Below are 21,844 nucleotides of genomic sequence, written 5' to 3'. Positions count from 1 at the left end.
TTTTCGCATTCCTCCTATGCTAGAACCTGCCGGCTCGCGCCGCCATCAAGGGCCCCCTCTTAGGTGTGTAGGACCGGGCCGATATTGCCTGTCAGCCGGTATTTCGCAGGCCGGCGGCAATGCCGTTGATCGAGATATGGATGCCGGTCTGCACCCGCTGGTCGGTCTGGCCGGCACGGTAGCGGCGAACCAGCTCGACCTGCAGGTGGTGCAGCGGGTCGATGTACGGAAAGCGGTGGCGGATCGAGCGCTGCAGCGCGGCATTGCCGGCCAGCCGCTGCTTGTCGCCGGTGATCAGGCTGAGCGCCTGTGCGGTCTTGCGCCACTCGGCATCTATCGCGCTGAAAATTTTCTTGCGCAGCCTGGCGTCGGCCACCAGCTCGGCATAACGCGAGGCCAGCGCCAGGTCGCTCTTGGCCAGCACCATGTCCATGTTGCTCAGCAAGGTGCGAAAGAACGGCCACTGGCGGTACATTTTCTTCAGCAGCGCCAGCGCATCCTTGCGGCTGTCCGGCGTGCCGCCCTGGCCCAGGAAGTTTTCGATGGCGGTGCCGAATCCGTACCATCCCGGCAGCGTCAGGCGGCACTGGCCCCAGCTGAAGCCCCAGGGAATTGCCCGCAGGTCCTCGATTTGCTGCGACGGCTTGCGCGACGCCGGCCGCGAGCCGATGTTGAGCTCGGCAATCTCGCGGATCGGCGTGGCGCTGAAGAAATACTCGGTGAAGCCAGGCGTCTCATACACCAGCGCCCGGTAGGCCGCCATGCTGGCCTGCGACAGTTGGTCGGCGGCCTGCAAGAACGCCGGGGTCGCCGGCTTGGTCGGCTGAAGCAAGGTAGCCTCCAGCGTCGCGGCGACCAGCGTTTCCAGGTTGCGCCGGCCGATTTCCGGATTGGCGTATTTCGAGCCGATCACCTCGCCCTGCTCGGTCAGGCGGATCTGGCCGCGCACCGTGCCGGGCGGCTGCGCCAGAATCGCCTCGTAGCTCGGGCCGCCGCCCCGGCCCACCGTGCCGCCCCGGCCGTGGAACATCCGCAGCGTGATGCCGTGCGACACGGCCAGCTGGTCGAACAGCTCGACCAATGCAATCTCGGCGCGGTACAGTTCCCAGTTGCTGGTGAAGATGCCGCCGTCCTTGTTGCTGTCGCTGTAGCCGAGCATGATGTCCTGCTCGGCGCCGCTGCGCTGCAGCAGCGCGGCAATCCCCGGCAGCGCATAGAACTCGCGCATGATGGGCGCGGCATTGCGCAGGTCCTCGATGGTTTCAAACAGCGGCACCACGATCAGGTCGCAGGTCGATCCGCTCTTGTCTTGCGCGTCTTCGAGCAGGCCGTGCATCAGGCCGACTTCCTTTTGCAGCAGCAGCACTTCGAGCAGGTCGCTGACGGTTTCGGTGTGGCTGATGATGTAGTGGCGAATCGCTTCCTTGCCGAAGCGGGCTCGCGCGTTCAGGGCAGCCTCGAAAATCGCCAGTTCGATCTGGGCCAGTTCCGAATAGACATGGCCCAGCACGCGCAGCGGCCGAGCGTCGTTGAGCAGCTTGAGCAGCTGTGTGCGCTTGGCCGCTTCATCCAGGCTGGCGTAGCCCGATTCGATCCGCGCCACCGCCAGCAGTTCGGCGATGACTTCCTCGTGCTTGTCCGAACTCTGGCGCAGATCGACCGTGGCCAGGTGAAAGCCGAACACCTCGACGGCGCGGATCAGCGGGTGCAGGCGCTGCGCGGTCAGGGCTTCGCTGTGATGGGATTTAAGCGAGTCCTCCAGCGTTCGCAGGTCGGCCAGGAAGTCCTCGGCTTTGGCGTAGGCGTTTTGCGGCGCCACCGCATGGCGCGCCGCTTCGCCGCCGGTCAGCGCTTTCAGCGTGGCCGCCAGCCGGGCATAGACGCCGGTCAGCGCGCGGCGGTAGGGTTCGTCCTGGCGGTGCTCGTTGGTGTCGGGCGATTTTTCGGCCAGCGCCTGCATGTCAAGGCTGCAATCGACCAGGATCGCCGACATCGACAATTCGCCGCCCAGCAGATGCACCTCGGTCAGGTAGTGGCGCAGCGCCACGTCGGCCTGCCGGCGAAGCGCGTAGTTCAGCGTGTCGGCGTTGACGTTCGGGTTGCCGTCGCGGTCGCCGCCGATCCACTGGCCCATGCGCAAAAAGCTGTGTACCGGCTGCATGCCGAGTTCGCGCTCCAGGCTGGCGTAGATTTTCGGAATCTCGCGCAGAAAAGTCGCCTCGTAGTAGCTCAGCGCATTCTCGATTTCGTCGGCCACGGTCAGCTTGGAAAAGCGCAGCAGGCGGGTCTGCCACAGCTGCATGACTCTGGCGCGCAGCTGCGCCTCGTTCGCCGCCAGCTCGCGTGGCGTGAGCGCATCCTTGGCAGCGCTGACAGCCAGCGCCATGGCCTTGATGCTGTCGCGCGCCGTCAGCAGCTGGGCAATGCCGCGCTCGGCGTCCAGGATGCTCTTGCGCTGCACTTCGGTCGGGTGGGCGGTCAGCACCGGCGAGACAAAGCTTCGCGCCAGCGTGTCCGAAATGGTCTTGGGCGCAATGCCGGCCCAGCGCAGCCGGGCCAGCGCCACGTCGATGCTGCCTTCCTGCGTGTCGCCGGCGCGCTCGTGGATGGCGCGGCGGCGGATGTGGTGGCGGTCCTCGGCCAGGTTGGCCAGGTGTGAAAAATAGGTGAAGGCGCGGATCACGCTGACGGTCTGGTCGCCGCTCAGGTCCTTGAGCAAGGTCTTGAGTGCCTTGTCGGCTTCCTGGTCCGCATCGCGCCGGAAGGCCACCGACAGCGTGCGCACCTGCTCGATCAGCTCATACGCGGCCACGCCCTCCTGGTCGCGGATCACGTCGCCCAGGATGCGGCCGAGCAGGCGGATGTCCTCGACCAGCGGGCGCTCGTTGTTCCGGGCGCGAACCGACGGCGTGGCCGGCCTGGCGGTTTCAGCCACGGGAGCCAGCATGTCGGGCTTGACAGCGGTCTTGACTTTTTTCGTGCGTGCGGAAGTTGGCATCCTGGCCCTTTGCGTCTGGTGGCGGGTGGAGAAATGGGATCAAAGCGCACATGCTAGCATTCACTCCCTCTATAGATTACCGACAGGTTACCAGTGGCAGCAGCGCATCAAACTCCCCCCAAAACGCTCAAGGTGGTCATCGCCACGCGCGAAAGCCGCCTGGCGTTATGGCAGGCCGAACATGTCAAGTCGCTGCTGGAAACCCGCCTGGGCTGGCAGGTCGAGCTGTTGGGCATGACCACGCTGGGCGACCAGATCCTGGACCGATCGCTCAGCAAGGTTGGCGGCAAGGGCCTGTTCGTCAAGGAACTCGAAACTGCGCTGCTTGATGGCCGCGCCGACCTGGCGGTGCATTCGCTCAAGGATGTGCCGATGGACCTGCCCGACGGCTTCGCGCTGGCCTGCGTCCTGGAGCGCGAAGACCCGCACGATGCGTTTGTGTCCAACCGCTGTGCGTCCCTGGCCGAACTGCCGCAGGGCGCTGTCGTCGGCACGTCGAGCCTGCGCCGGCTGGTGCTGCTCAAGGCGCTGCGGCCCGACCTGGTCATCGAGCCGCTGCGCGGCAACCTGGACACACGGCTGCGCAAGCTCGACGAAGGCCAGTACGACGGCATCGTGCTGGCTGCCGCAGGTCTCAAGCGCCTGAAGCTCGAATCGCGCATCCGCCACACCTTTGCGCCCGCCGACATGCTGCCGGCGGCCGGGCAGGGCGCGCTGGGCATTGAAGTGCGCGCTAACCGCGCCGATCTGATCGAGGCGCTGGCCGGGCTCGCGCACCCGCCGACCTGGCTGGCGGTGACGGCCGAGCGCACCGTCTCGCGCGCCATGGGCGGCAGCTGCTCGATGCCGCTGGCTGCTTTTGTCACTGCCGGCAGCGACGGCGCGCTGAGCCTCGATGCCGCCTGGGGCGAGCCGGCCACCGCCGATGCGCTGTCGGGCGCCCATCAGGCCGCGCCCGCGCCGCTGGTGAAGGCCCGGAAAACCGCTGTCGTGCAGACTTTTGCCGACGCCGAGGCGCTGGGCGAAGCCGTGGCGGCGCAGTTGCGCGCCGGCGGTGCGGTCTGGGCCGGCAACGCGCCGCTGGCCTGAGCCGTTCCGGCGTGACGACATGACGACTGCCCGCGCCATCGTGACCCGGCCCGAACCCGATGCCGGGCGATGGGCGCGGCAGCTGGCGCAAGCCGGCATTCCCGCAGAGGCCTTCGCGCTGATCGACATCGCACCCCTTTCAGCCGCCGCCGACGCGCAGGCGCTCAGCCATGCCTGGCAGGCGCTGGACGGCTATGCCGCCTGCCTGTTCGTCAGCGGCCATGCGGTCGCGCACTTTTTCAAGAAAAAAAGGCCTTTTGCGCAGGATGCACGGGCGCAAGCAGCTATGAATAACGTAGCAGATGGCAGTTTTTCAGGAATTCCGCCACGCCTGCGCTTCATGGCGCCCGGCCCCGGCACCGTGGCTGCGCTGCGGGCCGCCGGCGTTCCCGCCGCGCAAATCGACGCGCCGGCGGCCGATGCCCGCCAGTTTGATTCCGAGGCGCTGTGGCAGACCATCGGGGCGCGTGACTGGCAGGGCTGCAGGGTGCTGGTGGTTCGCGGCCAGAGCGCCGGCGCTGAAGGCGCCAGTTCCGGGCGCGACTGGATTGTTCGCCAGTGGCAGGGTGCCGGCGCCAGCGTCGATTTTGTCGGCGTCTACCAGCGCCGCGCGCCGCTGCTGACCGACGCGCAGGTCGCGCGCGCCCGGCAGGCCAGCGCCGATGGCTCGGTCTGGCTGTTCAGCAGTTCCGAAGCCGTGGCCCATCTGGTCGGGCTGGGGGGCCTGCAGGGCGTGGACTGGCGCCACGCCCGCGCCGTCGCCACCCACCCGCGCATCGCCCAGGCCGTGCGCGCCGCCGGCTGGGGTGTTGTTGTGGAGTCACGCCCGGCGCTCCAGGACATCCGGCAGACGCTTGGCTCGATAGAATTGCAGCATCCATGAGCGACAGTCCCCCAGCCTTGCCCCCGTTGAGCTACCCGCCGCCGCCCGGCGAGCCGGTGCCGGACCGTGGCATGCCTTCCAGCGCCGTGGCGCCCGCCGCCCCGCTGGAAGCGTGGCTGGTGCCGCGCAGCTGGGCGCTGGCCGTGGCGGCGCTGGCAGTCGCCGGCCTGCTGGGAAGCGCGGCGCTGTGGCAAAAGCTCGGTTCCATCCAGGAAGAACTCGCGCGGCGCACGACGGACACCAGCGCGCAGTCCGTCGAGGCGCGCACCTTGGCGCAGGACGCGCAGGACAGCACCAAAGAGCAGTCGGTGCGGCTGGCGCTGCTGGAAACCCGCCTGGGCGAAGTCAGCCTGCAGCGCACCCAGCTCGAAGAACTGATGCAGAGCCTGTCGCGCTCGCGCGACGAAAACCTGGTCGTCGATGTCGAGTCCGACCTGCGGCTGGCCCAGCAGCGCGCCTTGCTGACCGGCAGCGCCGAGCCCCTGCTGGCCGCGCTGAAATCGGCCGAAACCCGGCTGGCGCGCGCTGCGCAGCCGCGCCTGAACCCGGTTCAGCGCGCCGTCACCCGCGACATCGAGCGCGTCAGGAACGCCAGCATTGCCGACGTCCCGGCGCTGATGCTCAAGCTCGACGAGCTGGCCCGCCTGGTCGATGAACTGCCGGTCGTCAATGAAGTGGCGAGCAACAACATCCCGCGTCCGGTCGATGCCGTGGCGGCCGAGCCCCAGGCCGATGCCCCGGACGCCGGCAAGAAGTCCTGGCTGCCGGGCGTTGACACGCTGGCGCTGCGCGCCTGGTCGGGCCGTCTCGCGGGCAGTGTGTGGCAGGAAGCCAGCCAGCTGCTGCGGGTCAGCCGCATCGACCAGCCCGAAGCGGCCCTGCTGGCGCCCGAGCAGGCCTTTTTCCTGCGCGAAAACCTCAAGCTGCGGCTGCTCAACGCGCGCCTGGCGCTGCTGTCGCGCCAGACCGACGCAGCGCGCGCCGACCTGATCAATGCCGGTAACTGGCTGGGCAAATACTTTGACCCCGCAGCGCGCAAGACCCAGGCCGCCCGCCAGCTGCTGGTCCAGGTGCAGGGGCAGCTCAAGAACACCGACCTGCCCCGGCTCGACGAAACCCTGGCCGCGCTGGCCACCGCCGCCGCAGGCCGTTGAGCGCCAGCGCTGGACACAGGCAGGTCACACCACACCATGCGCGCCGCTCTCTGGTTCATCGCCCTGTTCGGCATCGCCGTCGCGGTTGCCCTGTTTGCCGGCAACAACCAGGCGGTCGTCACGGTTTTCTGGCCGCCGCACCGGGTCGATGTTTCCTTCAACCTGACGGTGCTGCTGCTGGTCGGGCTGTTCATGCTGCTGTACCTGGCTTCGCGCGCGCTGACGGCGCTGTTTTCCCTGCCGGTCGAGGCGCGGCGCTGGCGTGCGCAGCAAAAAGAGCGCGCCATGTACGGCGCACTCATGGATGCGCTGGCCCACCTCATGGCCGGGCGCTTCATCCGCTCGGCCAAATCGGCCCAGAATGCGCTGGCCCAGGAAAAAAGCCTGGGCGTGACCACTGAAACGACCGGCCATCCCAGCGGCCACAGCGACACCCTGGCCAGCCAGCTGCGCTCGCTGTCCCACCTGCTGGTGGCCGAAAGCGCGCAGGCGCTGCAAAACAAGGCGCTGCGCAACCAGCACCTGGCGCTGGCGCTGCAGAATTCGTCCGCCCGCCATGCCCAGGAAGTGCGCGAAGGCGTGCTGTTTCGCGCCGCCCGCTGGTCGCTCGAAGACCATGACGCCGGCGCCGCCCTCGACTGGCTCGGCCAGTTGCCGCAGGGCGCGTCGCGCCGCACGCTGGCCCTGCGCATGAAGCTGCGCGCCGCCCGCTACGGACGGCAGACCCTGCAGGCGCTGGAAACCGCGCGCCTGCTGGCCAAGCACCGTGCGTTCTCGCCCGCCGCAGCGCAGAGCATCCTGCGCGGCCTGGCGCTCGAATTGCTCGACGATGCCCATGACCCGGTGCAGTTGCAGCAGGCCTGGGCGTTGCTGGACGACAGCGAGCGCGCCATGCCCGAGCTGTGCGTACACGCGGCCGCCCGGCTGATGAGCCTTCATGGCGATGCGGCGCTGGCCCGTTCCTGGCTCCTGCCGGTGTGGGAGCGCATGCTGGAGCCCCGCTCCGAACTGGGTGACAAGCTGCGCATCAAGCTCATCACGGTGCTGGAAGCCGGCATGGACACGCTCGATGGCGAATGGCTGGCGCGCATCGAGGCGGCCCAGGTGAGCCGGCCGCGCGATGCCAATTTGCTGTATCTGGCCGGCATGGCCTGCCTGAGCCGGCAACTCTGGGGCAAGGCGCGCCAGCTCCTGAGCCAGGCCGCGCCGGCACTGCAGGACCGGCTGCTGCACCGCAACGCCTGGCGCGCCCTGGCGATGCTGGCCGAGCAGCGCGAGGACGATGCCGCCGCCACCGAGGCCTACAAGCGCGCCGCGCAGCCCTGACCGGCCCCTCTACTCTCGCACCGCATGCAGGTTGATGCGTGCTGGCTGCTACCGCGCATCGCGCTTTAACGCAGGCAAGCCCGCTCCCTTGGGGCTAGCCCCTCGCCATCCAGGCAAGTCCCTGCCGAAAGGCAGGCACGGCGCCCCAACACGCACCCCACGACCGCCCTGTGATCGGGCCATGCAGCTGAATCCGTCAGCATCCAGCAGACAAAAAAAGGCCGCATCCCGTGCGAGGGATGCGGCCTTGGTGCCTGGGCTGCGCCTGAAGTCCCGTTTCAGGGACTCAGGCTGCCGGGCCGGTCAGGTCAGTCGGCCGATTTCTCGAACGGCAGGGGCATGCTGGCCAAATCGCGCTTGGTCTCGACCAGCACCAGCGGGGCTTCTTCCACCACCACCGGGGCAGGGCGCTCGCGCCGTACCGTGATCGGCTTGATTTCGGCAGCGATGGCGGTCTGCGCTTCGGCGATCTTGGCGGCGTCGGAGTTCACCCACTGCAGGCCCGAACCCTCGGCCACCTGGACCAGGTCCTGCAAAGGCAGGTCGTAGGCCTGAACCTTGGGCAGGCCAGCGGCCTTGGCTTGCGGTGCTGCAGCTGGCGCTACGGGCATGCGCACCGGTGCCGCGACAGGAATCGGAACAGCCGGAGGCACTGGCGCCGGACTTGCGACAGGCGCTTCCGCAATCGCTGCCATCGCAAGGGCTTCAGGTGCTACCAATTCAGGAGCTACAGACGCTTGTCCATCCTGCGGAAAAGGCTGATTTGGCTCAAAAACGCTGGCCTTGGCCATGGTTTCCTCGCCTTGCACTGCCGGTCCTTGCGCGGCCGGCTCGCCGCGATCACCACGCTCGCGGCGTTCGCGGCCATAGCGGTCGCGGCTGCGGCGTGGCTGGCGCTCCTGGCCTTCTTCCTGGCCTTCAGGGCGCGGCTGAACGTCGGTCGAAGACACCGGTGCCACTGCGTTGCCTGCCTCGTCCAGGCCTGACACGACTGCCGGATGCGCGGCGTCGAAGCTGTCAGCCTGCGCAACGGCGACCGGTGCGGCGGCGCTGTCGCTGCGCTCTGGCCGGCGCTCGTTGCGGCGGCCGGAGCGTTCGCCGCCCCTTTCGCTGCGCTCACGACGGCCTTCGACCGGTGGCTGCTCGCTGCCGGCTTCGGCGCGAACTTCGTTGCGGACTTCATCGCGTCCGCCGGCCTGACGGTGCTCGCCGCCCTGGCCGGTTTCTTCCACTGGCCGTTGCTGGCGCGGTGCGGGTGCTTCGCCACCCATGGCGGCAGCCATGGCCGCCTGATTGGCCAGTGCCAGGTCCTGCTCGACAGCATCGCGCGGGATGCGCTCGCCGCGTTCAGGCCGGTCACTGCGCTCTGGTCGCTCGGCACGGCCTTCACGCGTGCGGCCGCGCTCGCCGCCACGGCCTTCGCGGGCTTGGCCCTGCGCTTCATTGCGCGGCTGGAATTCGCTCTCGCTCCGGACTTCGTTGCGGTTTTCTCCACGGCTTTCACCGGCTGGACGCTCCTGGCGTTCCTGACGCTCGGGACGGCCGCCTTCGGCGCGGCCTTCAGGGTTGCGTTCACGGCGCTGCTCGCCGCCACGGCCGTCCGGACGTGCTTCGGCGCGGCCTTCCGGCGCTGCGCCTTCGGGGCGTCCGCGGCCGCCACTGCGGCGTCCATCGCCACGGCTGCCATCACCGCGTCCGCCGCGCTCCGTGCGGGCGCCGCGCTCGGGGCGCTGTTCACCGCGTGCTTCGCCAGGCCGGCCTTCGCGCGGCGCATCGGCTTGCGGCGCATCCTTTTTCACTTCCCGGAGGACGGGCGCGGCCATAGGCGCCGGTTCGGGTGTTTCGGCCATGCCGAACAGGTTCTTGATCCAGCCGAACAGGCCTTTTTCGGCTGGCGCTGCTGGCGCAGGAACGTGAACCGGCGGCGCAGGCGGCGCCTTGGCAGCCACCGGGGCAACGGCCACCGGTTTCGGCTGGGCCATCGGGGCCGGTGCATCGGGCAGCACACCCTTGATGATCGGTTCCTGCTTGTTGTGCTTTTCCTGGCTGCGGCGCGTCACGGTGGTGGCGTCATCGGCCTCGTCGGCCATCTTGTAGCTGGCTTCGATGTTGTCCAGGCGCGGGTCGTCGTGCTTGAGGCGTTCGAGCTTGTAGTTCGGCGTTTCCAGCGTCTTGTTGGGCACCAGCAGCACGTTGATGCGCTGCTTCATCTCGATCTTGCTGATTTCCGAGCGCTTTTCGTTCAGCAGGAAAGACGCCACATCGACCGGCACCTGGCACAGCACCGAGGCCGTGCTGTCTTTCAAGGATTCCTCCTGGATGATGCGCAAAATCTGCAGCGCCGAGCTTTCGGTGTCGCGGATATGGCCGGAGCCGCCGCAGCGCGGGCACGGGATCGACGCGCCTTCGCTCAGCGCCGGGCGCAGGCGCTGACGGCTCATTTCCATCAGGCCAAACTTGCTGATCGTGCCGAACTGCACGCGGGCACGGTCCTGGCGCAGCGCATCGCGCAGGCGGTTTTCGACATCGCGGCGGTTGCGCGACTCTTCCATGTCGATGAAGTCGATGACGATCAGGCCGCCCAGGTCGCGTAGGCGCATCTGGCGCGCCACTTCGTCGGCGGCTTCCAGGTTGGTGCGGGTCGCGGTTTCCTCGATGTCGCCGCCCTTGATGGCGCGCGCCGAGTTCACGTCCACCGACACCAGCGCTTCGGTGTGGTCGATGACGATGGCGCCGCCCGATGGCAGCTGCACCGTGCGGGCATAGGCAGACTCGATCTGGTGCTCGATCTGGAAGCGCGAGAACAGCGGCGCGTCGTCGCGGTAGCGCTTGACGCGGTGCTCGTGCTCGGGCATCACATGCGCCATGAACTGGCGTGCTTGTTCATAGACGTCGTCGGTGTCGAACAAGATGTCGCCGATGTCGCTGTTGAAATAGTCGCGGATGGCGCGAATGACCAGGCTCGATTCCTGGTAGATCAGGAACGCGCCCTTACCGCCCTTGCCGGCGCCGTCAATCGCGGTCCACAGCTTGAGCAGGTAGTTCAGGTCCCACTGCAGTTCGGGCGCGCTGCGGCCGATGCCGGCGGTGCGGGCGATGATGCTGGCGCCGGCCGGGTATTCCAGCTTGTCCATCGCCTCCTTCAACTCGGCACGGTCCTCGCCTTCAATGCGGCGCGACACGCCGCCGCCGCGTGGGTTGTTCGGCATCAGCACCACGTAGCGGCCAGCCAGCGAGACAAATGTCGTCAGCGCCGCGCCCTTGTTGCCACGCTCTTCCTTTTCGACCTGGACCAGCAGTTCCTGGCCTTCGCGGATCACATCGCTGATGCGCGCCTGGCTGACCGACACGCCCTGCGTGAAATACTGTTTGGAGATTTCCTTGAACGGCAAAAAGCCGTGGCGGTCCTCGCCGTAATCGACGAAACAGGCTTCGAGCGAAGGCTCGACGCGGGTGACGACGGCTTTGTAGATGTTGCCCTTGCGCTGTTCGCGCCCTTCGATTTCAATTTCGTAGTCGAGGAGTTTTTGTCCATCGACGATGGCCAGGCGGCGTTCTTCGGCCTGGGTGGCATTGACCAGCATGCGTTTCATGAATGTTCCTAACTGTTCTTCGCTCTAAAAGCCCAAAAAATGGCTGAACGATGCCAGGGAAGCAACGCAATGCGAACGTGGGGAATTGCCGGAGAGCTTTTGACAGCAAACAGGCCGACCGGTTTTCGGTCGGCCCGTGTCAGTCTGGGCGTAGGCGCGTGGATGGAGTGAGCAGGTATCTGACGGGATATGCTACAAGATTAGTAGCTGCTTGCGCCCGCTGTGCAAGGGTTACAGGCTGATTTATGCCATAAAGCAGGGCCAGGAGGCGCCGCAGGCAACTAAAAATCAGACTGACCCGTGTTGTCATCAGAGGGTGACCCGTTAAAAGACTTGATCTCAGCTGGATCCGGATGCAGCCCCGGGTTCGTGACCTGACGCTGCACCCCTTGGTATTCCGTGGTTTTATTCGCAAAGCGTCGACTCGTCTGCATGGCGGTTCCCGTGTCGCGAGGTGCCTGGCACGCGTCGCTTGTGGGCCACCGCCACCAGTGGCATCGACCTTCCAGCGAGGCTGTTTGCAGACCTTTTCAGGGGCTTTGGATTGGTGTGGACTAAACTCCAGACAAATCAACTACTTACAGCGTATCGCTAGTGAAACACATTATAGGGGCAGCTTCCGGCAAGGCAAAACGCCCGGCAAAAGCGCCATTTCGCCCCATTCCTGCAACTGCTCCGCCTGTGATCCACACGCCGCCAGTACCCGCAAACCCTGAATCAGCCGCCACCGTGCCGCAAGCAACCCTGGTCACGGTTGATGAGGACTACGCCGGCCAGCGGCTCGACAATTTCCTGATCCGCCAGCTTAAGGGCGTTCCCAAGACCCATGTTTACCGCATCATCCGCAGCGGCGAAGTACGGGTCAACAAGGGCAGGGCGCATGCCGACACCCGCGTGGAAGCCGGCGACATCGTGCGATTGCCGCCGGTGCGAACTTCCGAGCGCGCCGAGCAAAAAGCACAGGCCATGCAAAGCGTGATGCTAGAGGTGGCGCGCCACGGCGCCAGCTCCACCGTCGGCGGCTACGCGCCTGCCGCCGAATTTCCGATCCTGTTCGAGGACGACTTCCTGCTGGCCATCGACAAGCCGGCCGGCGTGGCCGTGCATGGCGGCAGCGGCGTGAGCTTTGGCATCATCGAGCAACTGCGCATGGCCCGGCCCGAGGCTGATTTTCTGGAACTGGTGCACCGGCTGGATCGCGAAACCAGCGGCATCTTGCTGATCGCCAAGCGCCGTATGGCGTTAAAGCTGCTGCAGGAGCAGTTCCGCGAGCGCGAGACCGACAAGGTTTACCTGGCGCTGGTCAGCGGCAACTGGCCCGCCAGGCTGCGCGTGATTGACAAGGCGCTGCACAAGTACCTGCTGCCCAATGGCGAGCGGCGCGTGAAAATCGTCGCCAACGACCATCCCGACGCCATGCGCTCCGTCACGCTGGTCAAGGTGAAGGCCGAAATTGCTGCCAATCCGCTGGCGCCCGGCATCCCGTTCAGCCTGCTCGAAGTCACCATCAAGACCGGGCGCACGCACCAGATCCGTGTCCACCTGGCCGGCGAAGGGCATCCGATTGCCGGCGACGACAAGTACGGCGATTTCGAGCTGAACAAGGCGCTGCAGAAAAGCAGCGCCAGTTCGCCTTCGCTGAAGCGCATGTTCCTGCACGCCTGGAGCCTGAAGTTCAACCACCCCAAGACCCGCAAGGCGGTCCAGCTGCACGCGGCCTTGCCGGCCGAACTGCAGCAGTTCATGCCCTTGCGTACCGCCGAGCCTTCCGCTGAAACCGGCAATTCCTGAGAAGTTGCGGGGCAGGCCACACACCGGTCATGCCGCGCAGCGACAATCCAGACCATGCACACTCGAAATTTTGACCTGATTGCCTTCGACTGGGACGGCACACTGTTCGACTCCACCCAGATCATCGTGCGCTGCATCCAGGCCGCCGTTTGCGATGTGGGCGGCAGGCAGCCGACCCAGCAAGCCGCCGCCTATGTCATCGGCCTGGGCTTGATGCAGGCGCTGGCCCATGCCGCGCCCGATGTGCCGCCCGAGAAATACCCGGAACTCGGCGCGCGCTACCGCCACCATTACGCCACCCATTTCAATGACCTGAGTCTGTTTGACGGTGTCTTGCCGCTGCTTGACGCGCTCAAGGCGCGTGGCCATTTGCTGGCGGTGGCGACCGGCAAGTCACGGCGCGGGCTTGACGATGCGCTGAAAAGCGTTGAACTCAGGGGCGTTTTTGACGGTTCGCGGACCGCCGACGAGACGGCCGGCAAGCCCGACCCGCTGATGCTGCAGGAGCTGATGGCGCAGTTCGACCTGCCGGCCAGCAGGATATTAATGATTGGCGACACCACGCACGACCTGCAGATGGCGCTGAACGCCGGCTGCGCCAGCGTTGGCGTGAGCTACGGCGCGCATGAACCGGCCACCTTCACCGTTTTGAATCCACTGCATGTCGCGCATTCCGTGCAGGACCTGCACCAGTGGCTGCTGGCCAACGGCTGAGGCGGCCTGAGCTCATGGACGCGTTGCTGCCGCTTTGCAAAAGCCGCGAGCTGGCAGACGGCGGCCTGGCCGTTGCGTTCGACGTGGTCTATGCCGGCCAGACCTGCCGCGCCTTCGCCGTGCGTTTCGAGGGTATGCCGCAGGCCTACCTGAACCGCTGCACGCATGTGGCGATGGAACTGGACTGGCAGCCGGGCCGGGTGTTTGACGACAGCGGCCAGTGGCTGCTGTGCGCCAGCCACGGCGCGGCCTACCGACCCGATACCGGGGAGTGCGCCGGCGGTCCATGTCGCGGAGGGCTGGTCAAGATCATGCTTTCCGAGCGTGACGGGGTCGTCTATTGGCATGCAGCCTACAACCTCAAGCCCTTGGTGTTTTGAATACTTCTCTAAACTAGCCCCATGAACGATACCAACCGACCCGGTAACTCCGACCCCTCTTTCGATCCGTCCCGGGAGCCGGGATTTTCGCCAGACCAGCCTAAATTTCCTGCCCCACAGTCCAAAGAGGGCGCCGAATTGGCGGGAAAGCACGTCGCGCCGGACGCATCCGGCGTTCCTGGCTGGGAACGTGCCACCCTGGAGAAGCTGGTCTTTGCCACGCTCAACGAGCAAAGGGCCACGCGGCGCTGGAAAACCTTCGTGCGCCTGTCCTGGCTGCTGTTTTTTGTCATCCTGCTGTGGATGGCGCTGCAGCGCGGCACCCCGGTCACCGACGCCAGCGTTCCGCATACCGCCGTGATCGAGATCAAGGGTGAAATTGCCCAGGGCGCCGACGCCAGCGCCGAGTTTGTCAATGCCGCCTTGCGCTCGGCCTTTGAGGACGAGGGCTCCAAGGCCATCGTGCTGCTGATCAATTCGCCAGGCGGCAGCCCGGTGCAGGCCGGCATGATGAATGACGAAATCCTGCGCCTGAAGGCCAAGCACAAGAAACCGGTCTATGCCGTGGTGGAGGAAAGCTGCGCCTCGGCGGCCTATTACATCGCCGTGTCCGCCGACCAGATTTTCGTGGACAAGGCCAGCATCGTCGGCAGCATCGGCGTGCTGATGGACAGCTTTGGCTTTACCGGCCTGATGGACAAACTCGGCGTCGAACGCCGTTTGCTGACCGCCGGCGAAAACAAGGGCTTTCTGGACCCGTTCAGCGCGCAAAGCGACAAGCAGCGCGCTTTCGCCCAGAGCATGCTGGACCAGATTCACCAGCAGTTCATTGCGGTGGTCAAGAAGGGTCGCGGCAGCCGCCTGAAGGAAACGCCCGAGATGTTCACCGGCCTGTTCTGGAACGGCCAGCAGGCGGTGGAACTTGGCCTGGCCGACCATTTGGGCAACCTCGACTACGTTGCCCGCGAAGTCATCAAGGTGGAGGAAATCATCGACTACACGCGCCGCGACAACGTCGCCGAGCGCTTGGCCAAGAAGTTTGGCGCCGCCCTGGGCGAAGGCGCCATGAAGGCCTTCCAGGCGATTCCCGCGCTTCGCTAAAAAACGAGCATCAAAAAAAGCCCGCGCAGATCGCGGGCTTTTTTTTATGGTGCTGTCGGAAACAGCGGTTACCGGCCAATGCAGAACACGGTGGGCAGATCAAGCGGCAGCACCGGCTTGTCGCGTTTCCACTGGCTTGCCAATGCGCTGCGCGACACACCGCTGCCCAGCGTGATGCCGCAACTCAGGGCCAGCCGGGTATTGCCCTGCAGGGTTTGCAGCAGCCCCTGCAGCAAGGCGGCATTGCGGTAGGGCGTTTCAATGAAAATTTGCGTCTGGCCGGTCTTCAGCGCCAGCGATTCGAGTTCGCGGATGCGTTGGGCGCGGCCGGAAGGGTCTTGCGGCAGGTAGCCGACAAACGCGAAATTCTGTCCATTCAGTCCGCTTGACGCCAGCGCCAGCATCAGCGACATCGGGCCTGTCAGCGGCACCACCTGAATCCCGAGGTCATGCGCGGCGCGCACCACCGACGAGCCAGGATCGGCAATGGCGGGCATTCCGGCTTCGCTGACCAGGCCGATGTCGCGGCCTTCAAGGGCGGCTGCCAGCAGCGGCCGGGCGTCGAAGTGTCCGCTGTGGTCGCCCTTTTTATGCACTTCGCGCGGCAACTCCTGAATCTGCAGCGCCTGGACCGGCGTGGACAAGGGATGCAACTCGTTGATGCGCTTGAGGTAGGCGCGCGTGCTTTTTGCGTTTTCGCAGATCCAGCAGCACAGCCGGGCCGCAACCTGCAGCGTACCGGCTGGCATCACGTCCTGCAACGGAGCCTGGCTGTCGCAGCCAAAATCCAGCGGTGCCGGCACCAAATAAAGGTTTCCCTTGGCGATGCTCATGGGGCGGTCCTGCGGTTTGCCAGCACGGCAATGCCGGCGGCCTGGATCATTTTGCAGGTGCGGATCAAGGGCAGGCCGACCAGCGCGGTCGGGTCGTCGCTGTCAATCGATTCGAGCAGCGCAATGCCCAGTCCTTCGCTTTTGGCGCTGCCGGCGCAGTCGTAGGGCTGCTCGGCGCGCAGGTAGTTTTCAATTTCGGCATCATCCAGTTTGCGAAACTTCACCCGGACGGCCGCCAGGGCGGTTTGCTCGAAACCGCTTTCCAGGCAAACCACCGCCACCGCCGTTTGAAAAATCACCGTCTGGCCGCGCATCTGGCGCAACTGGGTGACCGCCCGTTCATGGTTGCCCGGCTTGCCCAGCGCAAGCCCGTTCAGGTCGGCCACCTGATCGGAACCAATCACCACCGATTGCGGGAAATCCCTGGCCACGGTGCGCGCCTTGGCCAGCGCCAGGCGCCTGGCCAGCGCATCCGGCGTTTCATGCGGCAGCGGCGTTTCATCTACTTCGGGCGCGGCCACCTCGAAGGGAATTTGCAGGCGCTGGAGCAACTCGCGCCGGTAGGGAGAGGTGGAGCCCAGCACCAATAACCGGCCTGCCGGCTGGCGGGTCGTGGGCAGATCGGGTTTTTCGGGGATTGCAGGGGAAGGAAGGGTCGCGGAGTTCATGCACTGATTCTCTTACACTGCACGCATGTCCAAATCTCACCACGCCACCCGGCTGAACATGCAAGCCTTTGCCCGCGAAGGCGTTGCGCTCATCGAAACCATCCCGCTACAAAATATGGAGCGCCTGGCGCAGGAGGCGCAAGCGCTGGACCCTGATTTGATGCTTAACTGGGAAGCCCGCGCCGAGTTGCGTCCGGGTTCGGGCGCAGAAGAAGATGTCTGGCTACATCTGGTAGCCACCGCATCGGTCCCGCTGACCTGCCAGCGCTGCATGGGCACGGTCGCCACGCCGCTAGAGGTTGACCAGTGGTACCGCTTCGTGGCCACCGAAGAAATTGCCATGGCCGAGGACGACGAGTCCGACGAGGACCTGCTGGTCATGGAGTCGCATTTTGACCTGCTCGCGGTGCTGGAGGACGAACTGCTGATGGCGCTGCCACTGGTGCCCATGCATGACGAATGCCCGGTAACGCCTGTCATGCAGGTCGGCGAGGAGGCACTGGGCGATGGGGCTGGCCAGAACGGTGAAGACGTGCCGTCGGGCGAAAAGCCCAATCCTTTTGCCGTCCTGGCCCAGCTGAAAAAGAAAAGCGACTAGCCGGATGGCTCTTTTTTCAGGGTGTACCGCTTGTGCTGGCAGGGTGGCCGTCTGAACGCCCCAATCGACCGGCACCGGACGCTGTCCGGTATCGGGCTATAATCCGAGGCTTCGCGTACCAAGGTAGTGATGCTGGCTTCTCTGGCTTATATAGAGCATGCAGTTCACCAGACTTCGAAATTTGGTGCGAAATTTACCAACACTATCACCCTGTCAGGAGCGAATCATGGCTGTCCAGCAAAACAAAAAGTCCCCTTCCAAGCGCGGTATGCACCGCTCGCACAACGCACTGAACGTGCCGGGCATTGCCGTGGAGCCGACCACCGGCGAAATCCACCTGCGCCACCACATCAGCCCCACCGGTTTTTACCGTGGCCGCAAGGTGCTGAAAACAAAAGCTGAAGCGTAATTTCACGTTCCAAGCCATGGCCCGCACTCATCCTGCGGGCCTTTCTTTTGCCTGAATTTTTATTCTTGACTGAACCGGTCCACGCATGATCAGGATAGCTGTCGATGCCATGGGAGGCGATGTCGGTCCCGATGTCACCCTCGCTGCCAGTCTGGCATTTTTGCGGGCGCATCCGGACGCCGAAATGTTGCTGGTGGGCCAGCCCGAGGTGCTTGCAGCCCATCCCCTGCATGCCCAGTTGCTGGCGCAAGCCCGATGTGAGATCGTTGCCGCCAGCGAGGTGGTCACGATGGACGATTCGATTGAAATCGCCCTGCGCCGCAAGAAGAATTCCTCAATGCGCGTGGCCATCAACCAGGTCAAGGAGGGGCGCGCCCAGGTGGCCGTCTCGGGCGGCAACACCGGCGCGCTGATGGCGATTGCCCGTTATGTGCTCAAGACCCTGGAAGGCATTGACCGCCCCGCCATAGCGTCACAGTTGCCCAATGCGGCGGGCAAGGCTACCACCATGCTCGACTTGGGCGCCAATGTGGACTGCACCGAAGAGCATTTGCTGCAGTTCGCGGTGATGGGCTCGGCGCTGGTCGCCGCCATTGCCGACATTCCCTCGCCGACGGTGGGTTTGCTCAACATAGGCGAAGAAGCCATCAAGGGTGGCGACATGATCAAAAAGGCCGGCAAGCTGCTCAGGGCGGCTTCCGATTCCGGTGATATCAATTTTTATGGAAATGTCGAAGGCAACGACATTTTCAAGGGAACGACCGATCTGGTCGTGTGCGACGGCTTTGTCGGCAATGTGGCGCTCAAGAGCAGCGAAGGCCTGGCGCACATGATCGGCGACTACATCAAGGCCGAGTTTTCCCGCAACCTGCTGACCAAGATGGCGGCTCTGGTGGCCTATCCAGTGCTGTCCGCCTTTAAAAAGCGGTTTGACCACAGGCGCTACAACGGCGCGGCCTTGCTTGGGCTGCGCGGCCTGGTCTTTAAAAGCCATGGCTCGGCGGACGTTTTTGCATTCGAGCAGGCCTTGGGTCGGGCTTATGATGCAGCCAGGAACAACTTGCTGGAAAGGGTGCGCGAACGCATTGCCCATGCAGCCCCCCTGCTGGTAGCCGCCACAGCGGCAGTGTCCACCGACGACGCGCAGGCAGCCCACCGCCTGCCTGCCGAATCCCCTGTTTCAACCCCGGCACCCTAATCCAATGACCCGCTATTCACGCATTACCGGCACCGGCAGCTACCTGCCGCCGAACCGTTTGACCAATGCCCAGCTGGCTGCCGATCTGGCCGCCAGGGGTGTCGAAACCTCTGACGAATGGATTGTCGAACGCACCGGCATCAGCGCGCGCCACTTTGCCGCGCCTGACGTGACCAGCAGCGACCTCGGACTTGAGGCGGCCAAACGCGCCATCGAAGCCGCCGGATTGCAAGCCGCTGACATTGACCTGATCATCGTGGCCACCTCGACGCCTGACATGGTGTTTCCGTCGGTCGCCTGCATCCTGCAGCACAAGCTGGGAATCGCCGGTTGCCCGGCCTTTGATATGCAGGCGGTCTGCAGCGGTTTCGTCTACGCCTTGACTGTGGCAGACGCCATGATCAAGAGCGGCGCGGCGAGCAAGGCGCTGGTCGTCGGCGCGGAGGTGTTTTCACGCATCCTCGATTTTTCCGACCGCACGACCTGCGTGCTGTTCGGCGATGGCGCGGGCGCCGTGGTGCTCGAAGCTTCGCAAACCCCCGGAATCCTGGCCAGTGACCTGCATGCCGACGGCAAGCATGTCGGTATCCTATGCGTTCCCGGCCATGTATCGGGCGGTCAGGTGCTCGGCAGCCCGCTCCTGACCATGGATGGCAAAGCGGTCTTCAAACTGGCCGTCGCAGTGCTCGAAAGCGCCGCCCGGGCCACGCTGGCGAAGGCGGAACTCACCGAAGCCGATATCGATTGGCTGATTCCGCACCAGGCCAACCTGCGCATCATGCACAGCACGGCCAAAAAACTGAAACTTCCGCTGGAAAAACTGATTGTCACGGTTGACCAGCACGGCAACACCTCGGCGGCGTCGATTCCACTGGCATTGGACGAAGCGGTGCGCAGCGGCAAGGTCAAAAAGGGAGACACCGTCATGCTTGAAGGCGTCGGCGGCGGTTTCACCTGGGGTGCCGTGCTTCTCAAGTACTGACATGGTGGTCTGCTGTCTTCACGGGTGCGCGCCTTTCTGGCTGGGGGCTGCTTGAGCGTCCACAGGCCAGGTTTTGCACGCCGCACGGATTTATTGGCGGTGCTGGCGCTGATAGTGATTTTTCTTTTGGCCAGCTGGAAAATTGCCAGCCGCCCGCCCGCGCCGGATTTTATGCCGCTTCCCCGGCAGGCGGCGTCTGCGGCAAGTGCTTTGCCAGCGACCCAAGCCACTGGCCCCGCAGCGATCGTGCCCGTCCGGCAGCGCTCTCCCGATGGCCGTTTCGAGTTCGATGCCCGTTTTGTCTCTTCCGCTCCAGGGCAGGCCGTGCATGCCGCGTCGCTGGTCGAACTGCGTGACGGCCGCCTGCGCGCTGTATGGTTCTCGGGTTCGCGCGAAGGGGGAAGGGATGTGGCGGTCAAAACCTCGGTCATGGATGCTGCAACCCTGCGCTGGGGCGAGGAAGCCACGCTTTTCAACCGCACGCAACTTCAACAGGACTTGTGGCGCTATGTCAAAAAAATAGGCAATCCGGTGATTGCCCGCATGCCCGACGGCTCGCTGGTGCTCTGGATGGTCAATGTGTCGGTGGGCGGATGGGCCGGAAGCTCCATCAGCTGGGCCCGTTCCACGGACGATGGCGACACCTGGAGCCCCGCGCGGCGGCTGGTCACCTCGCCATTCATCAATATCAGCACGCTGGTCAAGGGCGCCCCGGTTTTTTACCAGAGTGGCCAGATTGGCCTGCCGGTGTACCACGAGTTCGTCACCAAGTTCGCCGAGATTGTGCGCCTAGGGCCGCAGGGGCAGGTGATCGACAAAGTCCGGATCCCGGGCAGCCAGAACAGCCTTCAGCCCGTCTTGCTGGTCAGCAGTGCAAGGCAGGCGCAGGCCTACATGCGTTCGGGCAGCAGCACCGCCGTGATGGCCTCTTCTACAGGCGATGCCGGCGCCACCTGGGCAACGGTGCATGCGACCGCCTGGCCTAATCCGGATTCAGCGCTGGCCGGCGTCGTGACAGCCACGGGCCAGCAGTGGCTGGCCCTCAATCCCCAGCCCAAAAATCGTGAAACGCTGGCCTTACTGCAAACAGCGCCTGGAAGTTCTTTTGATGGCGCCCGCCAATGGACCGTGGAGTCGTCGCCTTCTCCCGGAACGCGCTTGCCGGTCAGCGAATATGAGCGCCTGCTGGGCGCCGAACTTCGGGCGCGTGGTGCCAGCAATTCACAGGCCCAGGCCGATGTAGATAGTGCCAAACGCCAGTTGTGCGGCGCCGCTGCCTGTTTACAAGAGTTCTCTTATCCCTACCTGCTGCAAAGCCGCGATGGCTATTTGCATCTGGTTTATACCTGGCACCGCAGCCGCATCAAGCATGTCCGGCTCAATCCCCGGCAAGTCCTTCTACCTGATGCTGCCTCGCCAGCCGCACGCCATGCTGCTTCCGCCGCTCACTGATCTGCTGGCCCTCGTGGGGATTGACCTGGTGCTGTGCGCCGCCATCCTGCGTTTGCTGGACCGCCAGCGTGACATCACACAGCCGACCCGGTGGGTCGTGTTGCTGGCTGTTTTTTCAGTGTTTTGGATTCCGATGGGCGCCGCCCAGCTGCCGGTTCTGGCTTTTGTCCGGGGCGTCAGTTCGGATCTGAGCACGACGCTGGTGGCGCTGGCCTGTCTCAGCATGGGGCGGCGCCTGTCCGGCTGGCCAGCCATGGCCCGGCGTGAAGGTCTGGCTTTATCCGTGGCCCTTGCCGTGGCTGCGGCCGTGCTGTATCCGACAGCTTTGGGATGGGGCGACTGGGACGCCTATCGGCCAGGATGGGGCTCGTTTTACATGCTCGGCACGTTGCTGGCGTTGTCGACAGTGTTCTGGGTCAAGGGACTGCGGCTTTTGCCGGCGCTGATCGGCCTGGCGCTGCTGGCCTGGACTCTGGGGCTGATGGAGTCAGGCAACCTTTGGGATTACCTGATGGACCCCTGGCTGGCTATCTGGGCCGTGATTCATTGCACGAAGGCTGGGGCGACAGGTGTGTGGCACAGCTACAGGCCCAACTCCCGGGCTACTCGTCCCTTGCCACCTTGATGCAGTGCAAAAACAACCCACGCTGCAAGCCATTCACCTTTCTACAATGA

Annotated in this window: 18 protein-coding genes; 14 read left to right on the top strand and 4 right to left on the bottom strand. The window is 65.0% G+C overall.

The genetic code is table 11. The features are described 5' to 3' along the window. Positions 1-91: 91 nt before the first annotated feature. Positions 92-2,998: a phosphoenolpyruvate carboxylase gene (gene ppc, locus EC86_RS0110315; protein WP_408633887.1), complete on the bottom strand. Its 2,907-nt coding sequence runs from the start codon at positions 2,996-2,998 to the stop codon at positions 92-94. A 93-nt stretch (positions 2,999-3,091) separates the two neighbouring features. Here ppc and hemC point away from each other — a divergent pair, with 93 nt between their 5' ends. From hemC to EC86_RS0110295, 4 genes are read left to right on the top strand one after another with little or no spacing between them, the layout of a single operon-like run. After that, positions 3,092-4,087 carry a hydroxymethylbilane synthase gene (hemC, locus tag EC86_RS0110310; RefSeq protein ID WP_029525560.1) on the top strand — a complete coding sequence of 332 codons (996 nt, stop codon included), beginning with the start codon at positions 3,092-3,094 and terminating at the stop codon, positions 4,085-4,087. A 19-nt stretch (positions 4,088-4,106) separates the two neighbouring features. Next, positions 4,107-4,970: a uroporphyrinogen-III synthase gene (locus EC86_RS0110305; protein ID WP_029525559.1), complete on the top strand. Its 864-nt coding sequence runs from the start codon at positions 4,107-4,109 to the stop codon at positions 4,968-4,970. After that, positions 4,967-6,124, top strand: a complete 1,158-nt coding sequence (locus tag EC86_RS0110300; RefSeq protein WP_029525558.1) for a uroporphyrinogen-III C-methyltransferase — start codon at positions 4,967-4,969, stop codon at positions 6,122-6,124. Before EC86_RS0110305 ends, EC86_RS0110300 begins: the two co-directional genes overlap by 4 nt. 36 nt (positions 6,125-6,160) lie before the next feature. Continuing rightward, complete coding sequence (locus EC86_RS0110295; RefSeq protein WP_029525557.1) at positions 6,161-7,450, top strand: heme biosynthesis HemY N-terminal domain-containing protein; 1,290 nt, start codon at positions 6,161-6,163, stop codon at positions 7,448-7,450. A gap of 308 nt (positions 7,451-7,758) precedes the next feature. Here EC86_RS0110295 and EC86_RS0110290 read toward each other — a convergent pair whose 3' ends face one another. Beyond that, on the bottom strand, positions 7,759-11,043 hold the full coding sequence (locus EC86_RS0110290; protein ID WP_029525556.1) for an Rne/Rng family ribonuclease: 3,285 nt from the start codon (positions 11,041-11,043) through the stop codon (positions 7,759-7,761). Positions 11,044-11,637: 594 nt separating this feature from the next. On the opposite strand from EC86_RS0110290, the gene EC86_RS0110285 reads away from it, so the two are divergent. Genes EC86_RS0110285 through EC86_RS0110270 form a run of 4 tightly spaced genes read left to right on the top strand, consistent with a single transcriptional unit; the run spans position 11,638 to position 15,029 of the window. Beyond that, positions 11,638-12,834, top strand: coding sequence for an RluA family pseudouridine synthase (locus EC86_RS0110285; protein ID WP_029525555.1), 1,197 nt, complete (start codon positions 11,638-11,640; stop codon positions 12,832-12,834). A gap of 54 nt (positions 12,835-12,888) precedes the next feature. After that, entirely contained in the window at positions 12,889-13,548 is a 660-nt protein-coding gene (locus EC86_RS0110280; RefSeq protein WP_029525554.1) for an HAD family hydrolase, read from the top strand. A gap of 14 nt (positions 13,549-13,562) precedes the next feature. Further along, positions 13,563-13,928 (top strand): Rieske (2Fe-2S) protein, encoded by a 366-nt coding sequence (locus tag EC86_RS0110275; RefSeq protein ID WP_029525553.1) that lies wholly within the window; start codon positions 13,563-13,565, stop codon positions 13,926-13,928. A 21-nt stretch (positions 13,929-13,949) separates the two neighbouring features. Then, on the top strand, positions 13,950-15,029 hold the full coding sequence (locus EC86_RS0110270) for a S49 family peptidase (protein WP_029525552.1): 1,080 nt from the start codon (positions 13,950-13,952) through the stop codon (positions 15,027-15,029). A gap of 68 nt (positions 15,030-15,097) precedes the next feature. On the opposite strand, the gene EC86_RS0110265 is transcribed toward EC86_RS0110270, so the two are convergent. Together EC86_RS0110265 and EC86_RS0110260 are read right to left on the bottom strand one after the other, a co-directional pair. Continuing rightward, on the bottom strand, positions 15,098-15,862 hold the full coding sequence (locus tag EC86_RS0110265; RefSeq protein WP_029525551.1) for an SAM-dependent methyltransferase: 765 nt from the start codon (positions 15,860-15,862) through the stop codon (positions 15,098-15,100). Continuing rightward, a complete protein-coding gene (locus EC86_RS0110260) occupies positions 15,859-16,530 on the bottom strand; it encodes a Maf family protein (RefSeq protein WP_084181269.1) in 672 nt (223 codons plus the stop codon). The genes EC86_RS0110265 and EC86_RS0110260 overlap by 4 nt, the downstream gene beginning before the upstream one ends. 25 nt (positions 16,531-16,555) lie before the next feature. Here EC86_RS0110260 and EC86_RS0110255 point away from each other — a divergent pair, with 25 nt between their 5' ends. From EC86_RS0110255 to EC86_RS0110230, 6 genes are all read left to right on the top strand, one after another. Beyond that, positions 16,556-17,128: a YceD family protein gene (locus EC86_RS0110255; RefSeq protein ID WP_029525549.1), complete on the top strand. Its 573-nt coding sequence runs from the start codon at positions 16,556-16,558 to the stop codon at positions 17,126-17,128. Positions 17,129-17,354: 226 nt separating this feature from the next. Further along, positions 17,355-17,537 carry a 50S ribosomal protein L32 gene (rpmF, locus tag EC86_RS0110250; RefSeq protein ID WP_029525548.1) on the top strand — a complete coding sequence of 61 codons (183 nt, stop codon included), beginning with the start codon at positions 17,355-17,357 and terminating at the stop codon, positions 17,535-17,537. An 85-nt stretch (positions 17,538-17,622) separates the two neighbouring features. After that, on the top strand, positions 17,623-18,735 hold the full coding sequence (gene plsX / locus EC86_RS0110245) for a phosphate acyltransferase PlsX (RefSeq protein ID WP_029525547.1): 1,113 nt from the start codon (positions 17,623-17,625) through the stop codon (positions 18,733-18,735). Between the two features lie 4 nt (positions 18,736-18,739). Next, positions 18,740-19,717: a beta-ketoacyl-ACP synthase III gene (locus tag EC86_RS0110240; RefSeq protein WP_029525546.1), complete on the top strand. Its 978-nt coding sequence runs from the start codon at positions 18,740-18,742 to the stop codon at positions 19,715-19,717. A gap of 210 nt (positions 19,718-19,927) precedes the next feature. Next, positions 19,928-21,169, top strand: coding sequence for a sialidase family protein (locus EC86_RS26070; protein WP_232229855.1), 1,242 nt, complete (start codon positions 19,928-19,930; stop codon positions 21,167-21,169). Beyond that, complete coding sequence (locus EC86_RS0110230; RefSeq protein WP_232229854.1) at positions 21,087-21,794, top strand: hypothetical protein; 708 nt, start codon at positions 21,087-21,089, stop codon at positions 21,792-21,794. Before EC86_RS26070 ends, EC86_RS0110230 begins: the two co-directional genes overlap by 83 nt. Positions 21,795-21,844 lie beyond the last annotated feature (50 nt).

Origin of the sequence: Polaromonas glacialis (assembly GCF_000709345.1) — a bacterium.
GTDB classification, from domain to species: domain Bacteria; phylum Pseudomonadota; class Gammaproteobacteria; order Burkholderiales; family Burkholderiaceae_C; genus Polaromonas; species Polaromonas glacialis.
The sequence above is the reverse complement of the archived record's forward strand: the minus strand, read 5'-3'. Positions and strand labels throughout refer to the sequence as shown.